Here is a 24,318-nt window from a genome sequence, read left to right as displayed (position 1 = left end):
TGCCGGGGGGGGGAAGCCCCCCTCCTCTAGCCCCCCCCTTTTTGGGGGGGGGGAAACCCCCCTTTCCCCCGCCGCTCTCCTCTCTCTCAATCATTTCTTTTGTGTAGTACAATAGGGAAAGCGCGTTAGGAGGCGTTTCGTGGAAAAAATCTCAATGTCGCACGAGGATTATCTTGAAGCCATCGTCATGCTCGGGGGAACCACCGAACAATCCGTGCGATCGGTCGATATTGCCGCAAAGATGGGCGTCTCGAAGGCGTCGGTCAACAAGGCGGTTTCGACGCTCAAGGAAAAGCACCTCGTCGACCAGCCGTATTACGGCGATATTACCTTAACCGAAGAGGGGTACGAATACGGGACGTCGGTGCTCGGGCGCCATGAACTCCTGCTCAAGTTCCTCACCGAGCATCTGGGCATCGATCCTGAGGTGGCTGAAGAAGAGGCATGCCAGATGGAGCATGCCATCAGCGATGATTCGTTCAAGAAATGGGCGGCGTTCATCAAGAGACTCGACGTTTAGCGGTTGGACGCGCTCGGCGTTTCGGGCGCGCGGATCGGCAGCCAGCCGAATCAAGCGAGACAGCAAGCGGCAGCCCGCACTGCGGGGACTGCCGCTTCGACGTGTTCAGGGGGCGATTCTCGCGGTATTTCAGCGCGCATCGTCGATCGGCCGTCGCCTTGCGGGCTTCCGGACGGATGCTGCGGATGGAATTCGTCGGCATTGAAACGCCGTGTTGACAAGATGCGCATATTACCGAAGTTGCATAGATTCACCCCGCGAAATATGCTATCCTTCGTTCAGCTTCTAGCATTGAACACACCGCAAACGAACCAAGATGCTGAGGGAGTCGAATACCGTTGGCTGCACAAGCGAAGATAGTCTCGTTCGACGAGGCGAAAACCGTGTCGGGGAAAGCCCGTCCGTCTGTTGCTGCGCCTAAACGGTCGGCCTCGAAGCGCCCTTCGGTGAAAACCGCCGCGCCGGCAAAAGCGAAGGCGTCTACCGCAAGCGCGGCGAAGCAGACGGCCCCCAAGAGGGGGGCGAAATCAAAAACAACGCAGGGTTCTCAGGCGAAGGTCGCCAAGCCCTCTTCCCAAGCGTCGAAATCCGGTCTCAAAATGCCGAAGGCGGCTGCGAAGCCGAAGGCGTCGGCGTCGAAACCGAAGGCTTCCCGCCCCGCTTCGAAAGATGCGAAGGCGCCCGTCGCCTCGCGATCGGCATCGAGAAGCCGTCAGGATTCGATGGGCCGCTCGACGAAGCGCGCAACGTCCTCTCGCGCCGCTTTCGACGATCGCGGCCGTAAAGGCTCGGCGGCGGTTTCGGTGTATAGTGGCGAGCGCGACGAAGACGAGCTCGATGACGATGTCGAGGTAAAGCGGTCCCGTATCGAAAAGATGAAGCGCAGCGCCGCAAAAAACAAAGCAGGCAAGGCGTTTACCAGGCAGTTCGGCAGCGGAGATTCCGACGCTTCGGCAACGGGCGGCAGCCGTGCGGCGCTCTACAAGGGCGAAATGGGCAAAAAGCACAAACAGTCCACCCGCATGCAGGGTAATCCCGGCCAGTCGATGGGCGCTTCGAAGAAGCGTTTCTCGGGGCCGAGCCTGAACCCCCGCTCCCCGAAGTTCGTGGCCAGCTTGATGGTCGCCGCGTGTTTGGTTCTCTCGTGCGTGTTCCTGTATCCTGCAGCTAAGCAGTACTATACGACCGTTCGCGAACACGATCAGCTTCAGGCCGAGTACGAGGCCCTTCAGCAGCGCAACGCGACCATCCAGGCGGAAGTGGATAGCCTTTCGACCGAAGCGGGCATCGAAGATCGGGCGCGCAAGGAGTTCGGGTGGGTCAAAGAGGGCGAGAACGCGGCCAACGTGTACGGACTCGATACCTACGAAGACGAGTCGACGTACAATAAGGCCGTCGCGCCCGGGAGCGTCGAAGCGCCCGATACGTGGTATTCTCCGGTATTGGATATACTATTCGGCGTCGAATAGTCGTCGCCCACAACACTGACGAGGAAGAGCCCATGCAGACAAAACGGTATGCCGCTATCGACATCGGCACGGTAACGTGCCGCCTTCTCTTGGCGGATGCGCACGATGCCGGCCTTACCGAGCTGCGCCGCGAGGTCGTCATCACCAACCTGGGGGAGGGGGTCGACGCGACCGGCATGCTCAAGCCCGAGGCCATGGAGCGCGTTGCCGCTCAGATGAAGCGGTTCCTCTCCATCATCGAAGAGTACAGAACGCCCGAGCATCCCCGCATCGAGGTTATAGCCCTTGCCACGTCGGCATCGCGCGATGCGAAGAATGCGGGGGAGTTCGTGGGCATGCTTGACGAACTGGGCATACGGTTGACGGTGATTCCCGGCGAACGGGAGGCGGCACTCTCGTTCCTCGGCGCCTCGAGCGATTTCGTCGGCGAGGATCTGCTCGTTGTGGACATCGGGGGAGGCTCGACCGAGATCATCGCGGGAACGGGCGGCGACGAACCGGCGTTCAAGCACTCGTTCGACATCGGCTGCCGTCGTGTGACCGAAAAGTTTCTCGCCTCCGACCCGCCCACCGCTGAAGAGCTCGCCGTTGCAAAAGGGTGGGCGCTTCGCTCGATGGGGCCGAAGTTCTCCGAACTCGAGCAGACCGGTTTTGTCCCGAAGCGCATGGTGGCCGTTGCGGGCACGGCGACAAGTGTGGTTTCGATCCATGAGCATATGGAAGTGTACGATAGCGTACGGGTGCACAGGACCGTGGTGGATGCCGCTGCGCTCGAGGAGGTATACGCGCAGCTTCGCTCGGTGCCGCTCGAAGAGCGAAAGCGGATCGTCGGACTCGATCCGGGTCGTGCAAGTGTGATCGTGGCCGGGATGCTCATCATGGAAACCGTGATGAGCTGCGCGGGCATGGGCGAGTTCACCGTGAGCGAAACCGACATCCTGCAGGGCATCATTCTCGATGCCGCAAGAAACGGATAATTGACGGGGCGCTGGGTAGCGTCTTTTGCTATCATGATGCTCGTTCGGTGCGGCGATGTGCCGCACGGTTTTCGGGGGCGTGGCGGAATTGGCATACGCAGCGGACTTAAAATCCGCCGACTTCGGTCTTAAGGGTTCGAGTCCCTTCGCCCCTACCATACGGTTTATCAGGTGAAACACTAAGTAAGGCCGCAAGAACCGTTGTTCTTGCGGCCTTTTTAACTGTCCCGAAGCGGCCCATACGCCGTAGGGCAACAAGAAAGCCGAAGTGGTCTCTAGGATGCCCAGTGGCTTTTGGCCTCGTCGTACGATGCTGGGTTCGAAGGCTTCATATCTCCGGTCAACGCATGGATGGCGGCGTAGCGCCCCATGGTCATGTACGATCCGCAGCAAAGGCCTCCTTGGTACAAGTTCCATTCGAGGCCCCCGCACACGTTGCCGGCACCTGATCCGACGGAATAAAGTCCGGGGATGGGCTCGTTGTTCTGATCGAGAACCCGACAGCATCCATCGATGACGACGCCTGCGTTAATGGCGCTGCAGCGAATCCACTGACGGATGCCCCAGTAAGGCGGGGTATCGATGGGACGGAGCTTGTCTTTTGCCAAGCCGAACTCTTCGTCAACGCCGTTTTCGCAGAACGCGTTCCACTTGGCGACGCTCTCCTTGAGCGTATCTGCGGGTAAGCCGAGTTCTTGTGCGAGTTCGTCGAGCGAATCGGCGCGGTGCGTATCGATGAGGCTCGTGTATACGCCTTCTGGGTTGTCTTTAAGGCCGGGGATGTAGTTCTCGAGCGACTCGGGGGTAACCTTGGCATTGTATTTGGTTGCAAAATCGTTGTCGAAAATACGGAAGAATCGTCCTGGGTCTTCGGCATCGGCATCCCACTGAAGTGAAAGATCCCAGGATTCCATCGGAATGTCTTCGTTCATGAAGCGCTTTCCCTGGTTGTTGAGGGCCATGAAGGGTACGCCGGTGAGCATCATGGGGCCAGCGTCCATGTCGTGCATGGTTTTGGCGTGGTTGACGGGAACCATGCGGCCGCCGGCAAGCATGTTCATCAGGATGCCGTCGGCGGTCTTGTTCGCCTGCTTGCGCTGAAAACGTACGACGTCGGGCGAGTATCGCTCAACAAGGCTTTCGTTGTTTTGGTAGTCGCCGGCAGCGACGATGACTGCTTTGGATGCGTTGAATTTGATGTAGCCGTCATTCGTTTTTCCGATAACGCCCGTTACGCTTCCGTCGTCAGCTTGGATCAGCTGAACGGCTGGGGTGCTGTAGAAGAACTCGGCTCCATCGGCGGCGGCTGCTTCTGCGAGCTTCGTCATAATGTCTTGGTTGTTGATCGGCTTTGGGCCGAAGAAGTTGCTCGCAACGGTGATGTAGCTGCCTTCGTCGAAATCCGTACGTGCTTTCGAGGCCTGAGGGGGAAGCCCTACTTCGTCTGCTTTGCCCATCATCCACATGATCATCTCTCCCGCATGCTCAACGTACAGATCGAGCAGATCGGGATTCATGCGATAGCCGCCGGTTTTTCGCCACTCCTGCTTGTATTGCAGCTTCCCGATATCGTTGCTTTCTTCAAGGATGGGGCCCGATGAGCCGTTTCCGTGTGCAACGACGATGGACTCCTTCTGTAGGCAGGCAACGGTTGCCCCCTCCTCGAGCGCTGTGCATACGGCGGGGACGCCGGCTGTGCCCGCGCCGACAACAACTATGTCGTAGGTCTTCTCTTCGATGAATTCCGTGATCGTCTCGAGCTCCACAACGGAATTCTCGAAGTCCTCGGCAACGGTGCCCTTTGGAAACGATGCGTCGGCTGACGACCCGGTCGACGCTGGCTGATTTGCAGGTTGACATCCCGAGAGAAGTCCGCCTAATGCCGTAACTCCTCCGATGGCGACTGTCCCTTTGAGAAACTGCCTTCTGTTGATTGCCACGCTGATCCCCTTTCACTCCGAATTCCTCGCTTCGACTTCAATAAAGCGAGAGCGTTTATGTGCTGCGTCATTGTGCGACGAGGGCGAAAAGGCGTCTTCCCATAAAACTCGGGTATTGCGCGAATACCGCTTTCTGCTCGCCCATAAAATAGGGGATTTTCTTTCTGCTCCGTTCCCAAGCGCCGTCTAGCAGGCATTCTGCGATAGAATTGCGAAAGGGGGTGAGTCGGTTTTATGGAACGAGTGGAAATCAAAAACTACGTAGCGCCTTTTGTCGGCATGTCGTTTTTCTGGGTGTACTTGCGTTATCAATCGTATTTCGGGCTTTTGTATCCGTTGGATTCGCCGACCGGCACCTCCCCTGCGTTCGGCGTTCTGCTTGTCGTGCTGCTGGTACTGTGTGCCTTTTCTATTGCGTTTCGGACTCGGATTGAGAAAATCTTTCTGACGCAAAGATTCTCAGTGGTGCTTTTGAGCGCGATGGCATCCGGCGGAGCGGCAATGGCTCTTGCGGCGGATAGCGGGCTGCTGGGTGCATGGGCACTATGGGTCTCCCTTCCCTTGGTGGCCGCAGGGTTTGTTGCGGGCTATTTGGGCTGGGCAACGTATTTTTGCTATCGGTTCGGGCCTTCTGACATTGTCGTCCTGGCAGCCTCGTATTTGGCGAGCCTTGTTTTCTTCACTCAATGGGTGCCGTATCTGGTTGCCGTATTCGTTCCGCTCGGGGTGGGCGTTTCTTGGTTTTTCGCGCAACCGCCCCGAGGAAGTGCGGTTGCTTCCAAGATCTCGTCTCTGAAAGAGGTAACGCCTTTCGTAGTGCTCTTTATAGCGTTCTTGCTCTCGGGAAGCATCTTGCGTGGGATTGTCGATTCGGGCAGTTCGGATGTCGATGGCCCCCTGTTCCGCTGGCCTCTTTCGGTCGTCGTGTCTGCCATCGTATTGTTCGGATGCTGGATTTCGGTGCGTCGCATGAAGGAGAAGCGAATGGGCCTGAAGAGCGGGGAAGCGCTCTGGATGCAAAGGGCGATAGACTCGATGGCCCTTAAGGGGTGGGCGGCGCTCGCGCTCATGTTTTTTGCGGCGGTGTTCGCCGGCTTGATCGAGGGGTCATATCACCTGTCTGGGCACATCGTAGTGGTAGCCCGTTCGATGCTCGACTGGCTGCTGTGGGTTGTTTTGTGCAACCTCGTGAGCGCAAAGCGGTTGTCTCCCGTCCTCGTTTTTTCGGCATGCAGCATATTGACGAATAGCGTTTCGTGGATGCTGAGCTATTGGTTGTTGCCTCGCCTTCTCACGGTTGAGGTGGGTGGTCGTCTGCCGACCTCCGATGTGCTTGTGCTGCTGGCTGCCTTCGCTTTGCTCGCGCTCATCATTTTGGTTTTCGGGGTTGTTGCCTCCAAACGCCAGGCGGCGGACGCTTTGTCTCTTTCGACCGCGGAGGCTTCCCTTGTGCGCCCTTGCGTTTCGGAAAAAATGGCTGCGGCTTTCAAATTGACGTCGCGAGAGGCGGAGGTGGCAAGCTTATTCGCTCAGGGACATAGCATGAAAAAAGTTGCTTCCTTGTTGTTCATTTCTATGAGCACGGCCCAAAGCCATATTAAAAGCGCCTACAGGAAACTCGATGTGCATTCGAAAGACGAGCTTATCGATAAACTGTCGGAATGGCAGAGCGGATCCGAATAGCCCGCCTTGCAGCAGGCCCAGCCCAGCCTTCCCGACGATTTTCGCAGATGCGAACCTCGTTTCCGCCTGTGCCGTCACCAGTGCAGCGTCCTCACACCTCGACCCCCTCGAACAGATCCTCGAATCGCAGCACCGCCTCAAAATCGCCCCAGACCCTGAGTGTTCCGTCAAGCAGTGCGTCGGTGATCGATGTTTCGCCCGAAACGATGCGCTCCCAGAGGGCGACATCGGCTTCGATGCGCGTTTGCGTCCGCCCGTCGGGCGCCGGGCGGACGGTGCAGGTTCGGGCTTCGCATAGTAGAACAGCTCGGCTGGGCTCGTCGGAGAATGCGCACTCGACGGCCAATGCATCATCGGGTTCGAGATTTTCGCAGTAGCGAGCGGCGAATGCTTCGAGGATGGCATTCGCTCGGTTCGACGGCGGGGTTCTCTCCTTGCCGGGCGGTGTTTTAGCGATAGCGGCTACGCGATTCACCACGGCCATGTACCGATCGGGGTCGAACACGGGTGTACTCAGCAAGCGCTCGGTGTCGCGGGGGATGCTCTTCGGCGCGGCATACATCGCACCCGAGGCCCGCACTTCGTCAAGGCGCGTGCGGGCCGCTCTTCCCGGTCGCTCAGCTGCGAATGCTCCGCCGACAGGACAGAGGACCTTCGAGACCCTTTCGCCGCAGAGCAGGTCGAACTGCAGTGCGAGCGCCTCGAAATTGCGTTCAGTCGTCTGAAATTCGCAGGTCGAGATGAGAACATGGCTCTGAGATGCAGCATCGTAGGTTTGCGGATGCCTGATCGAGCCGTTGCGCTCCTCGAACAACGGGCTGTTGTTGGGCATGAGCCGATCGAGGAAGGCCTTGGCTTTCGAAGGCATGCCGAAATAGTAGAGCGGCATCGACCATACGATCACGTCGGCTCGGCGAAACGACACAAGCAAATCGTCCATGTCGTCGCGGATAACGCAGACGCCGGGGGTTCGGTGCCAGCACCCGAAGCATCCTCGGCATGCGGTGATGGATTTGTCGTACAGGACGATCTCGTCAACCGTACTCGAAGGCGCAGCTTCGCGCATGCCGGCGACGAAGGCGTCGGCGAGCTTCTTGGTTGCGCTTGCGTGTTTGCGCGGGCTGCCGTTCAGATAGAGGATGCTCATGGGCACCTTTCTCTCGTTTGCATGCCATTGAACCATGCCGGAGCGTGCGGCGGCTCGGCATCGGCTCGACGCTTCGTTGAATGCGTGCCCGAGCGTTCGAATCCGAGCGTGCGAGCCCGCAAACCGTTCGCTTCGAGGTTTTGTGGTTCTTCGGCAACGAAAATCGGAAAATTCGACCCGATTATTCACGGTTTCTTGGCATACGCGGCACTTGTGGTACCATTCCGTGGAGTACGCGAACGAAGACGGATAAGAAAGCTTCCATGAACAACATCAACGAGATCGTGGCATCGGTGCAGAAGCAACCTGAGACTTTCGAAGAATACCTCACCTCCTACGCACAGCAGGTGGGCGATCTGGTCAACTCCTACATACCCGAAGGCGCGCATCCCGACATGGAGCGCTATCTGTACGAGCCGTTGCTCGCCTACAGCAAAAACGGCGGCAAGCGGCATCGCCCTCTCATATGCTTTGCGGCGTGCCAAGCGGTGGGTGGCGATATGCCCCGTGCGACGTCTGCAGCGGCGGCCATCGAGCACTTCCATACTGCGGCGCTCATTCACGATGACATCGCCGACGAAGCCGAGCTGCGCAGGGGAGAGCCCTGCATGCATCTCACCGAGGGGATCGGGCTTGCCATCAACGCGGGCGATCTTGCGTTGTCTCTCGTCAACGGTACGGTTATGAACGATCCGGTGCTCGACGACGCCACCAAGGTGCGCGTTGTGACCGAGCTCGTCAACATGACGCAGCATACGATCGAGGGCCAAGCGCTCGACATCGGCTGGGCGCGCGACGGTCGCTACGACATCACGCCCGAAGACTACCTCGTTATGGCAACGCACAAGACCGCCCATTACTCGGGTGCGGTTCCGCTGGCCGTCGGCGCCATCATCGGCGGCGGCACCGAAACCGAGATCGAGGCGCTGCGCAACTACGGCCTCGACACGGGTCTCGCGTTCCAGATCCAGGACGACCTGCTGAATCTCATCGGCTCCGAAGAGAGCATGAAGAAGGATTTCCGCAACGACATCACCGAGGGCAAGCGCACGCTCATCGTCGTGCATGCGCTGCAGAACTCGTCGGATCGCGATCGCCTCATCGAGATCCTCTCCTCGAAAGAGAAAGATCAAGCGGTGCTTGCGGAAGCGGTTGCGATTATGGAGGATGCCGGAAGCGTCGAATACGCGCGCAACTATGCCGAAAACCTTACGAGCATTGCGAAGAACCGCCTGATCGATATGATTAAGCCGTCTCCTTCGCGAGATCTGCTCGTCTCTATGGCCGACTGGTTCGTCAACCGTTTGAAGTAAAGGCGTTTTCTACCCGATTTGTGAACGTGGCTGGGTTAGCAATTCGCCTGCGCTACAATACCGCCATGGATACGATTCGCAGACACGATACTGGAGTGGCAGTCGAAGATGTACAGCATCGTCTGTGCATGCTCGGCATGCTCGATGAAAGCCAAGTGACCGGCACCTACGACGATGCCACCGCTCTCGCCGTACTCGCCTTCAGCGAAAAGGGCGGCCTCGGTTCCCAGGACGAGGTCAACGAGAAGGTGTGGGCGGCGCTTGTCGATGCGACGTTCTGTCTCGGCGACCGCACGCTGTACCTTCGGATGCCGTACTTCCACGGAAACGATGTACTGCAACTGCAGCAGGCGCTCGGCGCTTTGGGGTTCGCAACCGGCGCCCTTGACGGCATTTTCGGCGCGTACACCGAGCTCGCCCTGAGAAAGTTCCAGCTCAACCTCGGCCTTCCTTCGGACGGTATCGCAGGCGCGATGACTTACGCGGCAATCCACAACCTGCAGCATTCCTGGGTCGGCAAAGAGGCTTCGCCGGCGGCGGGATACCTTGGATTTGCCCGCGCGGCCGATGTGCTCGAACGCAATGCGCTCTGTTTGTTCGGTACGCGGGAGTTCACGCGCAGCGTTGCGTCGCGCATGTCGAACCTGGCGTTGGCGACCAATCCCGCCTCCAAGATACTTTCAGCCGACACGCTGCTTGTGGCACCCGACGAGTCGATGCTGCTCGTGCACATCGTTCTTCCCGACGAACAGACGGCGGAGAGCGTTCCACGGGTTGCCTACGAAGACGATGAGACGCTTGCCCTTCGCCTCACCTCGGCGATCGATGCGGCGTCCATGCATCCCGCCCGCATTGCCGTCGAGCTCCCGGGGACCGTATGGGAAGAGGCCGGCGCGGGTCGTTCGGCGCAGCATTTTGCCATCACGCTGCTCGATGCGCTGTGCACGGCGCTCTCTCAGCGCTGACATCCGTTTGCCGGTGACGTTTCGCGTATCGCGGGCGTTGCGCATTCGAATTCACCGCTCGAACACCGTTTCGTAAGACAATCATCGGTTTGTTGACGCTTTCAGAAGCGGCCCCGAGCGTTTTCTATACTGCGAAGCGTATTAAAACGCGTAAGAATGCCGCTGAAAACGGCATGTTCTGTTTGCNTTCGGCAGCTGGTTCGTGCTCGGCATCATCTTGAGCCTTGCGATCACCGGCATGGTCACCGCCGTCGTGGCGGGTGCCGTGGGTTCCATGGGCGGCGGCTACCACTATGGCAGCTCCTGGTAAGTCGGCCGAGGCGCCTTCCGGGCATGCGCCTCCTTGCCCGCTTTTGAGCGTGCTGCCCTGCCGGGCGAAGCGTTTCCTGCGGACGTTTTCCGCAGGGAGCAGGTGCGCCGTACGGATTTTGTAAAAACCTTATTGCGAGAAGGGCCTCATCGGGGCCCTTCTCGTTTGCGATGGTACAATGATCGGGTTTCCCCTATATATAAGGAGTGGCTCACAATGGCACGTCCCATGACTATGGCAGAGAAGATCTTGGCCGCCCACGCCGGGCTCGAAGAGGTCGAGCCCGGTCAGCTCATCGAATGCGATCTCGATCTGGTGCTTTCCAACGATGTAACCGCGCCGATCGCCATCAAGGAGTTCGAGAAGATCGGCACCGGTACGGTATTCGATCCGACCAAGATCGCACTCGTACCCGACCATTACGTACCGAACAAGGATATCAAGAGCGCCGAGCAGGCCAAGATCGTCCGCGATTTCGCCAAAAAGCAGGGCATTACGCACTACTACGAAGTCGGCTGCATGGGCGTGGAGCATGCGCTTCTACCCGAGCAGGGCGTTGTGGGGGCGGGCGATCTGATCATCGGTGCCGACAGCCACACCTGCACCTATGGCGCGCTCGGCGCGTTTGCCACCGGCGTTGGTTCGACCGATGCGGGCGTGGGCTATGCGACCGGTAAGGCCTGGTTCAAGGTTCCCGAATCGATCCTCTTCAACATCGAGGGCGAACTTGCTCCGGGCGTGGTGGGCAAAGACGTCATCCTGCACATCATCGGTATGATCGGCGTGGACGGTGCGCTGTACCAAGCCATGGAATTCACCGGCAGCGCCATCAAGAGCATGTCGATGGAAGAGCGCATGTCCATCTCGAACATGGCCATCGAGGCGGGCGGCAAAGCGGGGCTCATCGAGGTCGACGACATCACACGCGCCTACTTGGACGGTCGCACCGAGCGTCCTTACACCGAGTACCACCCTGATGCCGATGCCGTATACGCGAAGGTGTACGACATCGATGCCGCCGACATCGTGCCGACGGTGTCGTTCCCGCATCTGCCCTCCAACACCAGGCCCGCTGCCGAAGCGCGCGATATACGCATCGACCAGGCCGTTATCGGTTCGTGCACCAACGGGCGCATCGAGGACATGCGTCAGGCCGCCGAGGTTCTGCGCGGACGCACCGTGCATCCGGATGTGCGCTGCATCGTCATCCCCGCAACTCAGCTCGTGTATCGCCAGTGCATGGAGGAGGGTCTCACTGACGTATTCCTCGACGCGAACTGTGCCGTCTCGACGCCGACCTGTGGGCCGTGTTTGGGCGGTTACATGGGCATCCTCGCTGCGGGGGAGCGCGCCATCGCCACGACGAACCGCAACTTCGTCGGACGCATGGGCGATCCGACGAGCGAGGTGTACCTCTCTTCGCCGGCCGTTGCCGCAGCGAGCGCCGTGCTCGGTCATATCGGGTTGCCTGAAGATCTGGATTAAGGAGTTCTGTCATGAAATTCAAAGGAACCGCGCATCGTTACGGGCGCGATGTCGATACCGACGTCATCATTCCCGCACGCTACCTGAACACCTCCGATCCCGCTGAGCTGGCGAAGCACTGCCTCGAGGATCTCGACAAGGAATTCGTGAGCAAGGTGCAGCCCGGCGACATCATCGTGGCCGACGAGAACTTCGGTTGCGGCTCGTCGCGCGAGCATGCGCCGATCGCCATCAAAGCGGCGGGCGTCGACGTGGTCATCGCGAAGAGCTTCGCGCGCATCTTCTACCGCAATTCCATCAACACGGGCCTCGCCATCATGGAGTGCCCCGAGGCCGTCGACGCGATTTCGCAGGGCGATACGGTGAGCGTGGATGCCGACGCAGGCGTGATCGTCGACGAGACGACGGGCCAGACCTTTACCGCGCAGCCGTTCCCCCCGTTCATCAAAGAGATCATCGAGGCGGGCGGACTCATCAACCGCACGAAAGCGAAGCTGGGAAAGTAACCGATCGAGTGCGCTGCGGACGCAACCGCCCGCGCCCTTTTGATGTGTACCAAGGAGCAACTATGACGACAACCTACAAGATATGCCTGCTTCCCGGCGACGGTATCGGGCCGGAGATCATCGCCGAGGGGCGCAAGGTGCTCGACGCTCTCGGCGCGAAGTTTGATGCGTCGTTCGAGTACACCGAAGCGCTTTTGGGCGGCATCGCCATCGATGAGACGGGCGAGGCGCTGCCCGAGGGCACGCTTCGTGTGGCCAAAGCGTCCGATGCCGTGCTGCTTGCGGCAGTCGGCGGCCCGAAATGGGATACCACCGATCCGAATAAACCGCGTCCCGAACAGGGTCTTCTGGGTATCCGTAAGGCACTCGGCCTGTACGCGAACCTGCGCCCCGTGCGCATCTTCTCGGCGCTTGCCGACGCCTCTTCGCTCAAGCCCGAGGCCATCGATGGGGCGGACCTCGTCATCGTGCGCGAGCTGACGGGCGGCCTGTACTTCGGGCTGCGCGAGCGCTTCTACGACGAAGAGGGCTGCGGAGCCGACGGCGCGGCGGGCCAGCGCGCCTACGATACGCTCGAGTACCGCGAGTACGAGATCGAGCGCATCGTGCGCCATGCGTTCGAAACCGCGCGCAAGCGCAAGGGCCGCGTGCATTCCATCGACAAGGCGAACGTACTCGAGACGAGCCGCCTGTGGCGCGAGGTCGCGCACCGCATAGCGGGGGAGTACCCCGATGTCGAGATCGTCGACATGCTCGTGGACAATGCGGCGATGCAGCTCATCAACAATCCCGCGCAGTTCGACGTCGTGGTCACCGAGAACATGTTCGGCGATATCCTCTCCGACGAGGCCTCGATGCTCACCGGATCGCTCGGCATGCTCGCAAGCGCGAGCTTGGGTGACGGCACCGCGCTGTACGAGCCGAGCCACGGCAGCGCGCCCGATATCGCAGGCCAGGGCATTGCGAACCCGCTTGCCCAGATCCTCTCGGTCGAGATGATGCTGCGCTACAGCTTCGATATGCAGGACGCGGCCGATGCCGTCGCGTCAGCTGTCGAAGCGGTGCTCGACGAAGGCTGGCGCACGGGCGACATCGCCAACAGCACGACGCCGAAGGACAGGATCGTCGGCACGGCCGTCATGGGCGATCTGGTGGTTTCGAAGCTCTAATCTGCTGTTATACAGGGAATGGGACGCCTCGATCCGCTTTATGCGGACGAGGCGTTTTTTCATGCCTCTCTGCTGTGCCCCGGCTATTGCCGCTAAGGGTTTTGCCGGAAATCGGGTTTCCGATGGCGGCCAACCGTCGTTTTGCGCCGATTTCGAGCTTTTGGGCGATTATTTGAGCGTCTGCAACTACTCTGTCCAGTAAAGCTGCAGGTCAGAAAAACTACCTCCGGCTAACAAGGGCATCGCATTTCGCAAAACGACGGTTGGCCGCCATAAAAGAGGCCTTTTCGCGCAGAAACTCATTATCAATAAAGGGGGACGAAAAGCGGGGCAGGGCGATTTCGAGCTAACTGCGGGCATGCGCTTTGGGAAAGGCCTCCGAGTCTGTGCTGGTATGCGAAACGGCATGCCCCTCGCCTCTGCCATGCGCTCTGCTCTCGATTATATGTTGACAACATATAAAGGGAGGTATATGTTAACGTCATATAGATGATACCGACAAAGCCGCGCTGCGGGTTGGCGGGCATATGTGCAGCCGCGCGAGTGCACGATATCGCGCAACGGATGCGTGCGAAACGAAAGGTGGCAACCATGCCGAGGGGCGATTGTTCGGGCAACGAGGGGCGCAAGCCGTGCTGTCGCCGCCGAGGCGGGGGAGGCGGCGCGCTTGTCGAGCCTGCTGCTTTGGCTGCCCTTCTGTACGCGGGCGGATACGGCTACGATCTGCGCCGCACCATCCTCGAAATGAGCGATGGCGAGGTGGATGCCGATGTGGGCGGTCTATACCGCACATTGCGGCGCATGGAGGAGGAAGGCTCGGTTGTATCGCGCTGGTGCGAAGAGGGCGCAGGTCCGCGTCGTCGCGAGTACGAGCTGACCAAGCAGGGCATCGAGCTCGCGGAGCAGTGGATCGACGCCTTGCGAAGCCGCGAGCGCTTGGACGGATTGCTTGCATCTATGTTGGAAAACGGGCTCGCCCATCTCGGGGAAACGGGATCAGACGGTCCGCATGACGATACGGGAGCTGCTCCCGAACAGAAAGGATAGGATCATGAGCGAAACGATGAAGTTGGCAGTGCCCTCGATGGGGGAAGGCGGTCTTGAGGCGGAGCGGTCGGGCCATTTCGGCCACTGCGATTGCTTTACGCTCGTCGACATCGTCGACGGCGAGGTTAAGGGGACGTCGGTTCTCGCCAACCCGCCCCACGAAGAGGGCGGCTGCCTGCGTCCGGTCGGCCTCTTGGCCGAAGAGGGTGTCGATGCGATCGTGGCGGCCGGTATGGGCGGAAGGCCCCTCATGGGCTTCAACGATGCGGGCATTACCGTGTACTTCGAAAACATGACCCCGAACGTCGGCGATGCGGCGAAGCTCGTCGCACAGGGCAACGTGCCGATCATGGGCGTGGAGAATACCTGCCAGCATCACCACTAGGATGCGGGCGAGGGGCGAGCTGAGCCGCAGCAAAGGGGCCGAACGGGACCGGGCGATACAAGAGGCCGACCCCGCCTGGAACAAGAGGAATAAGCGGTAGCAAAGCCGGTTGCGAGAAGGCGTGCGAATCACCGCGCGCCTTCTTGTACAGTGATTCGAATGAGCGTCGAGCTTCGCATTTCAAAGCGATGCGGGCGCTATGCTTTCCTTCTCGCTAAGAAAAGCCCTGCGATTGCACCGATAAGTACAATGGGTGCCAACCTGACGAATAGCCATTCGAACGCATGAAAGCCTACACCCAGAACAGCGGTTTCAGGGTCATGGTAGTTCCAGCTCAAATAGGGGCTATTCGATACGATTAAGATCGCCGAGATTATCGCCACAAGAGCACACAGCGATACCAGCGATCCTTGAATGATTCTTCGTCTGGCGATCCTCTTTTGTGCGAGCTGCAAATTTACAATCTCTAGTTTTTCTGAAATCGCCTTCAGGTCGTCAACTTTGGCTTCAGCAACGGTTTTCCCAAGCAGGGTGCTCACGGGGGTCTCCAGCACCTCTGATAGGGAAATCAGCATATCCGAGTCGGGAACCGACAATCCTTGCTCCCATTTCGAGATTGTTTGCCGTACAACATTCAACGCGATGGCAAGTTCTTGTTGTGAAAGCCCTTTGGATTTCCTCATGGCCTTAATGTTTTCGCTGAGCAATGTATCTGTCCTCCTTTTGATTTCCTCGCATTATCGTACGAGGGAATGCCCGTTGCCACAAGCAACGCATGCTGACATGCAGGTTGCTTGTAACCGAAGTCTTGGAAACCAGCACAATCGGCCATCCTGTTTGCCGTGCACCCGGCGAGCACATGGATTGCCCGCGTATCGCGCGGTGCCAAACCGCTTATCGTGCGCAACTCTGGTATCCTTGACGGTATCGGAAAGGCGGCAACGATGGGCGATAACGATAAGAGAACAGGTGGTATCTTCGAGGCGGACAAGGCGAGCTTGATCTTCGCGAAGAAACACGAGCTTCCCCGCGCCATGCCGCCTTGCGCGGGGTTCGCGCCCCAGAATCCCTACGGATGGGTGAGCGGTGCCATGCCTGCTCCCGGCAAAGACGAGAAGTACGTCGTCGAGTTCCTCGGTAAGACCACGTACCGTGTTATCGCCTACTTCGACAAGTTCGCCCGCGTGTTCGCCGTCGACCAGCCTATCACGTACCCGCCCGCCCAAATCCCCGATCTTACGGTTTCCCATTATCCCGAACAATCGGGAAAGGCGTGCCAGCGCGGTTGTATCGAGGTGCTCGATCCCAACGGCGAGATGCGCCTCGTTGCCGAATACCGGTTCGAGCGAGGGCGCTATTTCATTGAGGGGTCGTGGTTCGACTTCGGTCCTTTCAGCGAGAACCTTACTTACGATGATTTCATCGCGCGGATATACCTCGCGTTCGTATACCGTCCCGCACTTTGCGCAACGCAGCCGCCCTTGTACGGGATTGATAACGTTGACGAGGCGCTCCGGAAAAGCAAGCCCCTCGATGCGATGAACCGTATTGTCGAGGTCGTCGCCGGAGCCGATGCCGATGCGGCGCTTACGGCGCCGGGCCTCGAGCGATGTTTGGTCAGATGGCTTGCCGAGGCTGGTTTGGGAACCGAGCGCGCAGTGGAGCTGAGCCGTATGGCCAAAGGCGATCCGTTGCGGCTCATCCGCACGAAGCGGTATGCCGATACGTACTACCTCGGTACGAGCGACGACGAGGCGGCGGCTCCGTATCGCCGTATGGTATGGGCGCTCGAAGGCGCGCTCAACCGCTATCTCCTCTCGGCGGAATCGCTCGGGGCGAAAGCGAATACCGCGCATGAGGCGGAAGCCGGGCAATGGGACTACTACCTCATCGAATCCATCGCTCGCCAGATGCCCCTTGCGGAGGCGCCGGCCGATGCCCAGGGCGCCCGAGCAGGCGAATGGTCCGTGCGCCTTGGCATCGCGGAGGCAATCGAGCGGTTGCGCCTCCCGTTTCGTTTCACAACGGATTTCAGAACGAACGTCGCAGGCGGCATAGCTGCGTTCGACGCCGTGGTTCCGGACGTTTCCCTTGTGCCGGCAACCCGATGGCCGCAGGGCGCGGCTGGGTGGGTGGAGGTGTCGGCGCCGGAGCGGGAAGCGCAGGCCGTACGGTACGCCATGCGCGTTGCCATCATCCTCGCCGCCATCGCGTTCTCGCAGAGTCGGGCAATCGATAGCGTGAGGGTCGCCGTGCGGACGGTGTCCGATGGCCTCGAAGCGGGGGGCGGATCGGGGGAGTTTCCCCAAGACGAGCCGCCCCGTCTGTTCTCCGTCGAGTTCGAACGGTCTGCGTTCTGCGCGAACGGGGCGTACCGCCAGGCGGGCGAGGGCGATCCTGCGCCGTTTTTCGCGTGGCTCGGCGTGACGGTCGGACAGCCCGGTATCGAGTCGCCCTTCGAGGACGAGCGGCTGGCAAACCCCCTGCGCGGTATGCAGCCCGAGATCGTCGATCAGCCCGTGCCCGAATCGGCCCGTGCGGCGCTCGGGGCGAACGAGTTGTTCGATCTGGCGGTGAACTACAATGCGAAACGGCGTTCCATCGGCGAGCGGTTGGCCGATTCGATAGCGAAGGCTTCGACCACCACCGAGCGCGTCCGCATCGTCACCGCGATGCGGGGCGAATCGGACGACCCCGATATCCAAGACGCGTGCACGGATCTCATGGTGGCATTGACCGCCGACGAGGTTGATCCGAACGACCAGAACGCGGTGGTGAACAAGTTCCTCGGCGAAGACGAGCTTATGGCCGCGATCATGCAGTCGCGCTCGATTGCCGAAAAAGGCGAGCTTGACGAAGCGGTTATGATGCTTGCCGCCGCAGTTGGGAAAGCCGATCTTTCCGGCAGGTTCGCCGATGTTCCCGATACCGTGTTTCGTTGCTTCGAATCCTACGCCTCCCGCGTTGTGTACAATCGCGGACGGCTTGCGGGCTTGTTCGGGCAGGATGCGGACCGTCAGGTGAAGCTTGCTCCCGACTCGCTGTATTTCTGCTGCCTTGAAGCGGTGAAGCTCCTCGAGCATTCGTTCGATCGAACCGAGGAAGCCCTTGGATACGGCAGGCGCTGCATCGGGCTTGCGCCGATGGGCGGTCCAGGGTATTTGCAGATGGCGCGCACGTACATGCTCGTCGGCGACATGGACAATACGGTTGCTACCATCAACCGCTACCTCGAAACGGCTTTTCTTCCCAATGAAATCGCAATGGGATACTATCAGCTTGCGTATGCCGAATGGAAGGCCGGTCGGCTGCAGACGGGGGTGGCGGGCTACCTGAAGTCGATGACTACTTCGCCCATCGTCTACGAACAAGCGCGGCTGGAGCTCGAGGAACTGTTGAACGACCCAGGGGCGAAGCTTCTTTCCCCCGACGAGGTCGACGAGGTGCTTGCTGAGAACCGTATCGTGGTGGCACCGACTGAGACCGTGCTCGACTGGCTGCTCGAGGCTTCGGCGGCGGCGGTGGATGCGGAGCTGTTCGTTATCGCCCGCAGCACGCTTGCCGCCTACTGCCAGCATCGTCCCGACGATGCCATCGTAAACGTATTTCGCTCGCTGGGCGATTAGAGAAAGGAACTCAAGATGTCATTGCAGGCTCCCGAAGGCACGAAGGACATGTTGCCCGATGAGGCGAAATTCTGGAACCGCTTCAAGCAAACGGCTGCCGAGGTGTTCGGGCGCTACGGCTATCTGCCGATCGAGACGCCGATGTTCGAGCAGACCGAGCTGTTCGTGCGCGGCATCGGCGAGGCGACTGATGTGGTGTCGAAGGAGATGTTCCAGGCGATCTCGGGCGAGAATCTGAAGAAGCTCCTGGCGGGTGAGAGCATCAAGGGCAAGAGCCGTCTCTCGCTGCGCCCCGAGGGGACCGCAGGCGTTGTGCGCGCCGTCGTGCAGCACGATCTCGTACCGCAGGGTGCGGCTCCGGTGAAACTCATGTACGCGGGGCCGATGTTTCGCGCCGAACGTCCCCAGAAGGGGCGGTACCGCCAGTTCAACCAGATCGGCGTGGAGTGCTTGGGTGCCGAAGCGCCGACCACCGACGCCGAGGTCATCATCATGCTCATGAGGTTCTTTGCGGCTATCGGCATCCCCGAGCGATCGATGCGCCTGCTCTTGAACTCGATGGGCTGCGAGAAATGCCGGCCGGCCTATCGCGAGCGCGTGCGCGCCTATATGGAAGAGCACGAAGCGGAGCTGTGCGAAGAGTGCATGCGACGCGCCGAGATCAATCCTTTGCGCGCCTTCGATTGCAAGAACCCGTCGTGTTCGGTGGTCATGGGAGAGGCGCCGAAGATCACCGATTACCTGTGCGACGATTGCAAGGAGCACTACGCTGCCGTTAAGTCGTATCTCGACGCGGCATCGATCGACTATGTTGAGGATACCCGTTTGGTCCGCGGCCTCGACTACTATACGCGCACCGTGTTCGAGGTGCAGGTGGTCGACGGCCTCGGGTCGCAAAACGCAATCGGTGGCGGAGGCCGCTACGACAAGCTCGCCGAAGAGGTGGGCGGGCGTCCGACGTCAGGTCTCGGGTTCGCCCTCGGCTACGAGCGCTGCGTGCTCGCCCTGCAGGCGGCGGGCGTCGAATTCGCTCCTGCGGCACGCTGCGACTTCTTCGTGGCATGCGTGGATGAAACAACGCGCTCGGTCGCGTTCGAACTTCTGCAGATGGCGCGCGACGCGGGCATCGTCGGCGAGATGGACCATCAGGGGCGCAGCCTCAAGAGCCAGTTCAAGCTCGCCGATAAGCTCGGTGCGCGCCGCGTGGCGATTCTCGGGCCCGACGAGCTCGCCGAAGGCAAGATGAAGGTTCGCGATATGGGCACCCGCCGCGAGGCGCTCGTGGACATTGCGACCGTAAGGGAGCTGCTCGCGCATTTCGGCGGTCTGCCCTACGGCGGCGAACCCGTGCCGCAGCTCGAAGACGTGTTTCCCGTCGGCGAAGGGGAGTAAGCGCGTTTGCCGTCCCGCTCCGCTGAAGCGCGAGAACGAACATATAACCTGATCAAGGGACTCATGCTTTCTGCATGAGTCCCTTTCTGATTCTGAGAGAACCAGATCGCAAAGCGAATTCCGTACTTGCTGAAGCTGGTTCTCGTTGTGTTCGGAGCCTTATATGGGGATGTGCGCTTTTCGGGTTCTGTTCGACGCTAGCCAAGGCGAATCAGACGGGTTTTCGAGTTCCAAGGCAGTCCGAACGCGAGAAGCGAGCAGACACCTTACGGAAAGGGGAAATGCTATGAGCAACTGGAAGTGGCAAGAGGGCGACTACACCGTAGTGCGAACCTGCGCGTGGTCTCCTCCGGGCGAGCACCCGGTGGGATGGGGTCTTCGCTTGTACTACAAGGACGACGTGCTCCATCATGTGGAGGGCGATCCGACCAATCCCATCACGCAGGGTCGCGTGTCCATCAAGTTCCTCGAGCTTCCGGCCTACAACAACAGTCCGGAGCGCGTTATCTACCCCATGAAACGCGATCCGAAATACCGCGGCGACAACAGCAAGTGGGAGCGCATCAGCTGGGATGAGGCCTACGACATGATCGAGTCGGAAACGCGCCGCATCCAGAAGGAGTACGGCCCCGAATCCATCATGACGTTCATCGGCACGGGTCGCGATGTGTGGCACACCGTCCCGAAGATTACGTTCTCGGCGTTCGAATCGCCGAACTTCAACTACCCGCACAACGGCTGGTCGTGCTATGGCCCCCGTTCGTCGATCTGCGTGTACGTGCTCGGTGCCGGGTATCCCGAGCTCGACTACGCGACCGAGTTCCCCGAGCTGCGCTACGACGATCCGAACTACGTGCTGCCCAAGTGCGCGCTCATCATCGGCAAGGATCCTCTCGTCTCGAACCCCGACGGCCTGTTCGGCCATGCGCTCGTCGACATGATGAAGCGCGGCACCGAGCTCATCGTCGTCGATCCTCGCGCCACGTGGCTTGCGACGCGTGCCAAGTACTTCCTCCAGCTGCGCCCCGGCACCGACGCCGCGCTGTACCTCGCGATGTGCCATGTCATCATCTCCGAAGACCTCTACGACCACGAGTTCTGCGACAACTGGGTGTACGGTTTCAAGGAGTTCGCCGAGCGCTGCGCCGAGTACCCGCCCTCGCTCGCCTCGTCGATCACGGGCGTTCCCGAGCAGCTCATCATCGACGCAGCCCGCTACTGGGCGACCGAGAAGCCCGGTTCCATGACCTGGGGACTCGCTGTCGACGAGAAGGTCAACGGCATCCAGACGGCGCATCTCGTGCTGCTCATGTGCGCCATCACCGGCAACCTTGACGTACCGGGCGGCGTGCTGCTCGGCGGTTCGGACCGCGAGGCCCCCACGTCGTGGTGGGGCTGGGAAGAGCTTGACGACGACATCAAGGCGAAGCGCCTCGGCGCTGCCGAGTATCCCTGCGTGTCAACTGCGTGCTCCACGACGCAATGCGATATCGCCATGGACGCCATCCGCACCGACAAGCCCTATCCCATCAAGATGACGTTCACCATGAGCTCGAACCCGATCGCCTGCCCGTCGGCCGATCCCCAGATGGTCGACGCCGCCATGCACCGCCCCGACTTCAACGTGTTCGCCGATCTCACCATGACGCCCTCGTGCGCGTCCTACGGCGATCTGTTCCTGCCTGTGGCGTCTACAGGCGAAAAGGACGGGCTTGTGGCAACGCACTACGGCGCGCTCACGCTGTTCGTCGCCGCCTGCGTCAAGGGCAACCAGGTGGGCGAGTGCAAATCCGACGACGAGATCATGCTCGATTTGGGCTGGAGGCTCAATCCGTCGAAGTTCCCGTGGAAGGACCTCTATGAGTTCCTTACCTGGGAGTTGAACGGTTACGGGATCGAAGGCACGTGGGAGGAGCTGCGCGATTCCGAACTCGGTTTCGTGACGCCTCCCTACGAGTTCGAGAAGTACGCCTACGGCCTGCAGACGTGGAACGGCGAGCCGGGATTCGGCACGCAGTCCGGCATGGTGGAAGCCTACTGCCAGCGTTTCGCCGACTGGGGCGACGATCCCATGCCCTATTACGAGGAGCCGCCGTACAGCCCGGTCAGCACGCCCGATTTGGCCGAGAAGTACCCGTTCGTGCTGACGACCGGCGCCCGTTCGTGGTCGTACTTCCACTCCGAGCAGCGCCATATCAAGCGCCTGCGCGATCTTGACCCGTGGCCGACGGTGGAGATGAACCCCGCAGACCTCAAGCGCCTGGGACTCGTCGACGGCGATTGGGTCTACCTCGAGAACATGTTCGGCAAGTGCCGCCAGAAGGTTCGCGCCACCCCGATCATCAAAGAGGGCACGCTCATGGCTAAACACGGCTGGTGGTACCCGGAGAAGGGCCCCGACGATACGGGCCACGGCTCCTACGGCGTGTTCGATGCCAACATCAACCAGCTGGTGCCGCACGGTCTGTACGGAAAGATGGGCTTCGGCTCGCCGTTCAAGTGCATGATCTGCAGCGTAACCAAGGCGGAGGGCGGCCCGGACTTCGAAGAGGGCTGGCCGGCGAAGGCGTGGGATAAAACGCCTGCGTACCTTGAGCGATAGACGGAGACGAAAGAAAAGGGGTGAGAATCATGGCAGATAAAACGGCGATGGGTATGCTCGTTGACTACGATTACTGCACGGGCTGCCACTCATGCGAAGTGAGCTGCAAAGAACGCTTCGACTTGGAAGAGGACGAATGGGGCATCAAACTTGCCGACAACGGTCCCTGGCGCTACAGCGAGACCGACTGGGAGTGGAACCACGTGCCCATCCCTGCCGAGCATTGCGACTTCTGCAAGGATCGAATCGCTGCAGGCAAAAAGGCGCTGTGCGAACAGCACTGCCAGGCGCTTGTCATCACGGTGGGTCCGCTTGACGAGCTGGCGAAGAAGATGACGAAGAAAAAGATGGTTCTCTTCAACGAGACCAACGACGAGCCGCGCAAAAAGGCGGTCTACTAAGAGGCGCTGTGCCGTTCGATCGACCGGGCGGCATAAAAACGGGCGGGCGAGCGTCGTTGCCAAGCGACGTTCGCCCGCATAAAAGAAAGGAGGCCGGCATGAGCGGCAAGTTCATCCTGGTAAAGGAACGCACGAAATACCGCTTCAACCTCGTCGACGATCAGGGCGACGTCCTGTTCAAGGGCGCAATCGCGAGCACCAAGGACATGGCGCAGCGCAAGGTCGATCTCATGAAAAGCTGGGGCGACGATCTGGTATATCACCTGCAGCCCATGGCGGGTCCGCACGGCGGTTACACCATTCGCGGAGAAGAGCACACCTCGCGCGAGGGCGAGCAGGGGCGCATCGGCGATGCAGCGCCCCTGGGGTTCAGCGCAGTGTTCGAGACCGAAGACGAGATGGAGCGCGTGCGCAAGGAGATCGTCTCGGCAGCGAAGGGCGCTGTTGTGGAAGATCAAACCGAAGAGTAGCAATCGGGCGCGCGAACCGTATCGCGCGCCCACAACGGGAGGCTCAGGCGATTGCGGACAGGATCGCTTGACGCGAAGAGAAGAAGGGACGAAAGCCATGTGTTACAGACCACCGCAGGCCGAAGTCGAAGCCGCCGAAGCGGCGGGCCCTAAAACGAAAGAATGTCCCGCATGCGGTGCGACCCAGCCGTTGACGGCAAAGGTGTGTGCGGAATGCGGCGCGAAGTTTCCGCCCATGAAACTGGGCAAGACGGCGGCTCCGAACGGCTCGGCTCCCGCGGCTCCGAAACCGCCCGCAGCTCCGAAACCGCCGAGCGCCCCCGGGGGATCAAACGCGTAGCACCGCAGTGAAGGTATCGACGAGGAGGTGCGTTATGTCAAAAGGCATGTACGAGATCGTTCAGGTGGGCGTAAGCCAACGCTACGTTGTGTATCTGAAGGACGAAAGTGGAAATGTCGTTCTTACGAGTCAGTATCGGGAACTCAAGCCGATGTGTCTGAACGAGATAAGCTGGATGCGCAATGCCGGGCTCAAAGACAGCTTGTACGAGTTCATCGATGCCGATGATGGAGGCTTGCTCTTCAATGTGAGAGCGACCGATGCCCACGTGCTGGGAACCAGCCCCGTTTTCCGTTCCGAAGAGGAGCGGATGCGGTGCGCTGAGGAAGTCAAGCGCTTAGCTGCGGATGCTGAAGTGATCGACCGGACGCCCGAGATCGACCTGACGACGCGTATTCACGACGTACTGCAAACCCATGCGCGCGAGGTGGTCGCGCGGGCGGTAAATACTACTGTTTAAGTCGGTATTTCCCGTGGTACCATATCGCTGAAACGCCGCTGGGTGCAGGAAAGCGACGGTTCGAACGGATGACAATCAAGGGATTCAAGGAGTCTATAGACGAGCGTTTTA

Annotated in this window: 21 protein-coding genes and 1 tRNA gene; 19 read left to right on the top strand and 3 right to left on the bottom strand. The window is 60.1% G+C overall.

Annotation, left to right across the window (positions count from 1 at the left end):
* The first annotated feature begins 139 nt into the window (after positions 1-139).
* The 4 genes from C1722_RS08820 to C1722_RS08805 all read left to right on the top strand — a co-directional run bounded on the left by C1722_RS08820 (position 140) and on the right by C1722_RS08805 (position 3,124).
* Entirely contained in the window at positions 140-520 is a 381-nt protein-coding gene (locus C1722_RS08820; RefSeq protein WP_102378901.1) for a metal-dependent transcriptional regulator, read from the top strand.
* A gap of 338 nt (positions 521-858) precedes the next feature.
* Entirely contained in the window at positions 859-1,989 is a 1,131-nt protein-coding gene (locus C1722_RS08815; protein ID WP_102378900.1) for an FtsB family cell division protein, read from the top strand.
* Positions 1,990-2,021: 32 nt separating this feature from the next.
* On the top strand, positions 2,022-2,966 hold the full coding sequence (locus C1722_RS08810) for a Ppx/GppA phosphatase family protein (RefSeq protein WP_102378899.1): 945 nt from the start codon (positions 2,022-2,024) through the stop codon (positions 2,964-2,966).
* A gap of 73 nt (positions 2,967-3,039) precedes the next feature.
* Positions 3,040-3,124: transfer RNA gene (locus C1722_RS08805), tRNA-Leu, on the top strand.
* 117 nt (positions 3,125-3,241) lie between these two features.
* Here the strand turns inward: C1722_RS08805 and C1722_RS08800 are convergent.
* Entirely contained in the window at positions 3,242-4,906 is a 1,665-nt protein-coding gene (locus tag C1722_RS08800) for an FAD-dependent oxidoreductase (RefSeq protein ID WP_102378898.1), read from the bottom strand.
* 234 nt (positions 4,907-5,140) lie between these two features.
* Between C1722_RS08800 and C1722_RS08795 the strand changes: the two genes are divergently transcribed.
* The gene (locus C1722_RS08795; protein WP_102378897.1) at positions 5,141-6,589 is read left to right on the top strand and encodes a helix-turn-helix transcriptional regulator; all 1,449 of its coding nucleotides are present in this window, start codon (positions 5,141-5,143) and stop codon (positions 6,587-6,589) included.
* 91 nt (positions 6,590-6,680) lie between these two features.
* Here the strand turns inward: C1722_RS08795 and C1722_RS08790 are convergent, their stop codons facing one another.
* A complete protein-coding gene (locus C1722_RS08790; protein ID WP_244902562.1) occupies positions 6,681-7,736 on the bottom strand; it encodes a flavodoxin family protein in 1,056 nt (351 codons plus the stop codon).
* Positions 7,737-7,999: 263 nt separating this feature from the next.
* On the opposite strand from C1722_RS08790, the gene C1722_RS08785 reads away from it, so the two are divergent.
* From C1722_RS08785 to C1722_RS08755, 7 genes are all read left to right on the top strand, one after another.
* A complete protein-coding gene (locus C1722_RS08785; RefSeq protein WP_102378895.1) occupies positions 8,000-9,049 on the top strand; it encodes a polyprenyl synthetase family protein in 1,050 nt (349 codons plus the stop codon).
* 65 nt (positions 9,050-9,114) lie between these two features.
* Positions 9,115-10,014: a peptidoglycan-binding domain-containing protein gene (locus C1722_RS08780; protein ID WP_102379599.1), complete on the top strand. Its 900-nt coding sequence runs from the start codon at positions 9,115-9,117 to the stop codon at positions 10,012-10,014.
* 526 nt (positions 10,015-10,540) lie between these two features.
* Complete coding sequence (leuC, locus tag C1722_RS08775) at positions 10,541-11,809, top strand: 3-isopropylmalate dehydratase large subunit (protein WP_102378894.1); 1,269 nt, start codon at positions 10,541-10,543, stop codon at positions 11,807-11,809.
* Between the two features lie 11 nt (positions 11,810-11,820).
* Positions 11,821-12,315 carry a 3-isopropylmalate dehydratase small subunit gene (gene leuD, locus C1722_RS08770; protein ID WP_102378893.1) on the top strand — a complete coding sequence of 165 codons (495 nt, stop codon included), beginning with the start codon at positions 11,821-11,823 and terminating at the stop codon, positions 12,313-12,315.
* 62 nt (positions 12,316-12,377) lie between these two features.
* On the top strand, positions 12,378-13,484 hold the full coding sequence (gene leuB / locus C1722_RS08765) for a 3-isopropylmalate dehydrogenase (protein ID WP_102378892.1): 1,107 nt from the start codon (positions 12,378-12,380) through the stop codon (positions 13,482-13,484).
* A 591-nt stretch (positions 13,485-14,075) separates the two neighbouring features.
* Positions 14,076-14,531, top strand: coding sequence for a PadR family transcriptional regulator (locus C1722_RS08760; protein ID WP_102379598.1), 456 nt, complete (start codon positions 14,076-14,078; stop codon positions 14,529-14,531).
* A 4-nt stretch (positions 14,532-14,535) separates the two neighbouring features.
* Positions 14,536-14,916, top strand: coding sequence for a NifB/NifX family molybdenum-iron cluster-binding protein (locus C1722_RS08755; protein ID WP_102378891.1), 381 nt, complete (start codon positions 14,536-14,538; stop codon positions 14,914-14,916).
* A 197-nt stretch (positions 14,917-15,113) separates the two neighbouring features.
* On the opposite strand, the gene C1722_RS08750 is transcribed toward C1722_RS08755, so the two are convergent.
* Positions 15,114-15,623, bottom strand: coding sequence for a helix-turn-helix domain-containing protein (locus C1722_RS08750; RefSeq protein WP_102378890.1), 510 nt, complete (start codon positions 15,621-15,623; stop codon positions 15,114-15,116).
* Positions 15,624-15,860: 237 nt separating this feature from the next.
* Between C1722_RS08750 and C1722_RS08745 the strand changes: the two genes are divergently transcribed.
* From C1722_RS08745 to C1722_RS08715, 7 genes are all read left to right on the top strand, one after another.
* Entirely contained in the window at positions 15,861-18,542 is a 2,682-nt protein-coding gene (locus tag C1722_RS08745) for a hypothetical protein (protein WP_146040635.1), read from the top strand.
* 15 nt (positions 18,543-18,557) lie between these two features.
* Entirely contained in the window at positions 18,558-19,934 is a 1,377-nt protein-coding gene (gene hisS / locus C1722_RS08740) for a histidine--tRNA ligase (RefSeq protein ID WP_102378888.1), read from the top strand.
* Positions 19,935-20,220: 286 nt separating this feature from the next.
* Complete coding sequence (locus C1722_RS08735) at positions 20,221-22,536, top strand: molybdopterin-containing oxidoreductase family protein (protein ID WP_102378887.1); 2,316 nt, start codon at positions 20,221-20,223, stop codon at positions 22,534-22,536.
* Positions 22,537-22,565: 29 nt separating this feature from the next.
* The gene (locus C1722_RS08730) at positions 22,566-22,937 is read left to right on the top strand and encodes an oxidoreductase (protein ID WP_102378886.1); all 372 of its coding nucleotides are present in this window, start codon (positions 22,566-22,568) and stop codon (positions 22,935-22,937) included.
* A gap of 98 nt (positions 22,938-23,035) precedes the next feature.
* Positions 23,036-23,407: a hypothetical protein gene (locus C1722_RS08725; RefSeq protein WP_102378885.1), complete on the top strand. Its 372-nt coding sequence runs from the start codon at positions 23,036-23,038 to the stop codon at positions 23,405-23,407.
* A 97-nt stretch (positions 23,408-23,504) separates the two neighbouring features.
* A complete protein-coding gene (locus tag C1722_RS08720; RefSeq protein WP_102378884.1) occupies positions 23,505-23,747 on the top strand; it encodes a hypothetical protein in 243 nt (80 codons plus the stop codon).
* Positions 23,748-23,781: 34 nt separating this feature from the next.
* On the top strand, positions 23,782-24,207 hold the full coding sequence (locus tag C1722_RS08715) for a YegP family protein (protein WP_102378883.1): 426 nt from the start codon (positions 23,782-23,784) through the stop codon (positions 24,205-24,207).
* Positions 24,208-24,318: the final 111 nt, after the last annotated feature.

It is taken from the genome of Raoultibacter timonensis, from assembly GCF_900240215.1.
Lineage (GTDB): Bacteria > Actinomycetota > Coriobacteriia > Coriobacteriales > Eggerthellaceae > Raoultibacter > Raoultibacter timonensis.
This window is presented reverse-complemented; position numbering and strand designations above follow the sequence as displayed.

Excerpts from the sequence above, each read along its gene's own strand:
- C1722_RS08810 (WP_102378899.1), top strand. The coding sequence starts at position 2,022 with ATGCAGACAAAACGGTATGCCGCTATCGACATCGGCACGGTAACGTGC.
- C1722_RS08795 (WP_102378897.1), top strand. The coding sequence starts at position 5,141 with ATGGAACGAGTGGAAATCAAAAACTACGTAGCGCCTTTTGTCGGCATG.
- C1722_RS08790 (WP_244902562.1), bottom strand. The coding sequence starts at position 7,736 with ATGAGCATCCTCTATCTGAACGGCAGCCCGCGCAAACACGCAAGCGCA.
- C1722_RS08785 (WP_102378895.1), top strand. The coding sequence starts at position 8,000 with ATGAACAACATCAACGAGATCGTGGCATCGGTGCAGAAGCAACCTGAG.
- C1722_RS08780 (WP_102379599.1), top strand. The coding sequence starts at position 9,115 with ATGGATACGATTCGCAGACACGATACTGGAGTGGCAGTCGAAGATGTA.
- leuC (WP_102378894.1), top strand. The coding sequence starts at position 10,541 with ATGGCACGTCCCATGACTATGGCAGAGAAGATCTTGGCCGCCCACGCC.
- leuD (WP_102378893.1), top strand. The coding sequence starts at position 11,821 with ATGAAATTCAAAGGAACCGCGCATCGTTACGGGCGCGATGTCGATACC.
- leuB (WP_102378892.1), top strand. The coding sequence starts at position 12,378 with ATGACGACAACCTACAAGATATGCCTGCTTCCCGGCGACGGTATCGGG.
- C1722_RS08760 (WP_102379598.1), top strand. The coding sequence starts at position 14,076 with ATGCCGAGGGGCGATTGTTCGGGCAACGAGGGGCGCAAGCCGTGCTGT.
- C1722_RS08755 (WP_102378891.1), top strand. The coding sequence starts at position 14,536 with ATGAGCGAAACGATGAAGTTGGCAGTGCCCTCGATGGGGGAAGGCGGT.
- C1722_RS08745 (WP_146040635.1), top strand. The coding sequence starts at position 15,861 with ATGGGCGATAACGATAAGAGAACAGGTGGTATCTTCGAGGCGGACAAG.
- hisS (WP_102378888.1), top strand. The coding sequence starts at position 18,558 with ATGTCATTGCAGGCTCCCGAAGGCACGAAGGACATGTTGCCCGATGAG.
- C1722_RS08735 (WP_102378887.1), top strand. The coding sequence starts at position 20,221 with ATGAGCAACTGGAAGTGGCAAGAGGGCGACTACACCGTAGTGCGAACC.
- C1722_RS08730 (WP_102378886.1), top strand. The coding sequence starts at position 22,566 with ATGGCAGATAAAACGGCGATGGGTATGCTCGTTGACTACGATTACTGC.
- C1722_RS08725 (WP_102378885.1), top strand. The coding sequence starts at position 23,036 with ATGAGCGGCAAGTTCATCCTGGTAAAGGAACGCACGAAATACCGCTTC.
- C1722_RS08720 (WP_102378884.1), top strand. The coding sequence starts at position 23,505 with ATGTGTTACAGACCACCGCAGGCCGAAGTCGAAGCCGCCGAAGCGGCG.
- C1722_RS08715 (WP_102378883.1), top strand. The coding sequence starts at position 23,782 with ATGTCAAAAGGCATGTACGAGATCGTTCAGGTGGGCGTAAGCCAACGC.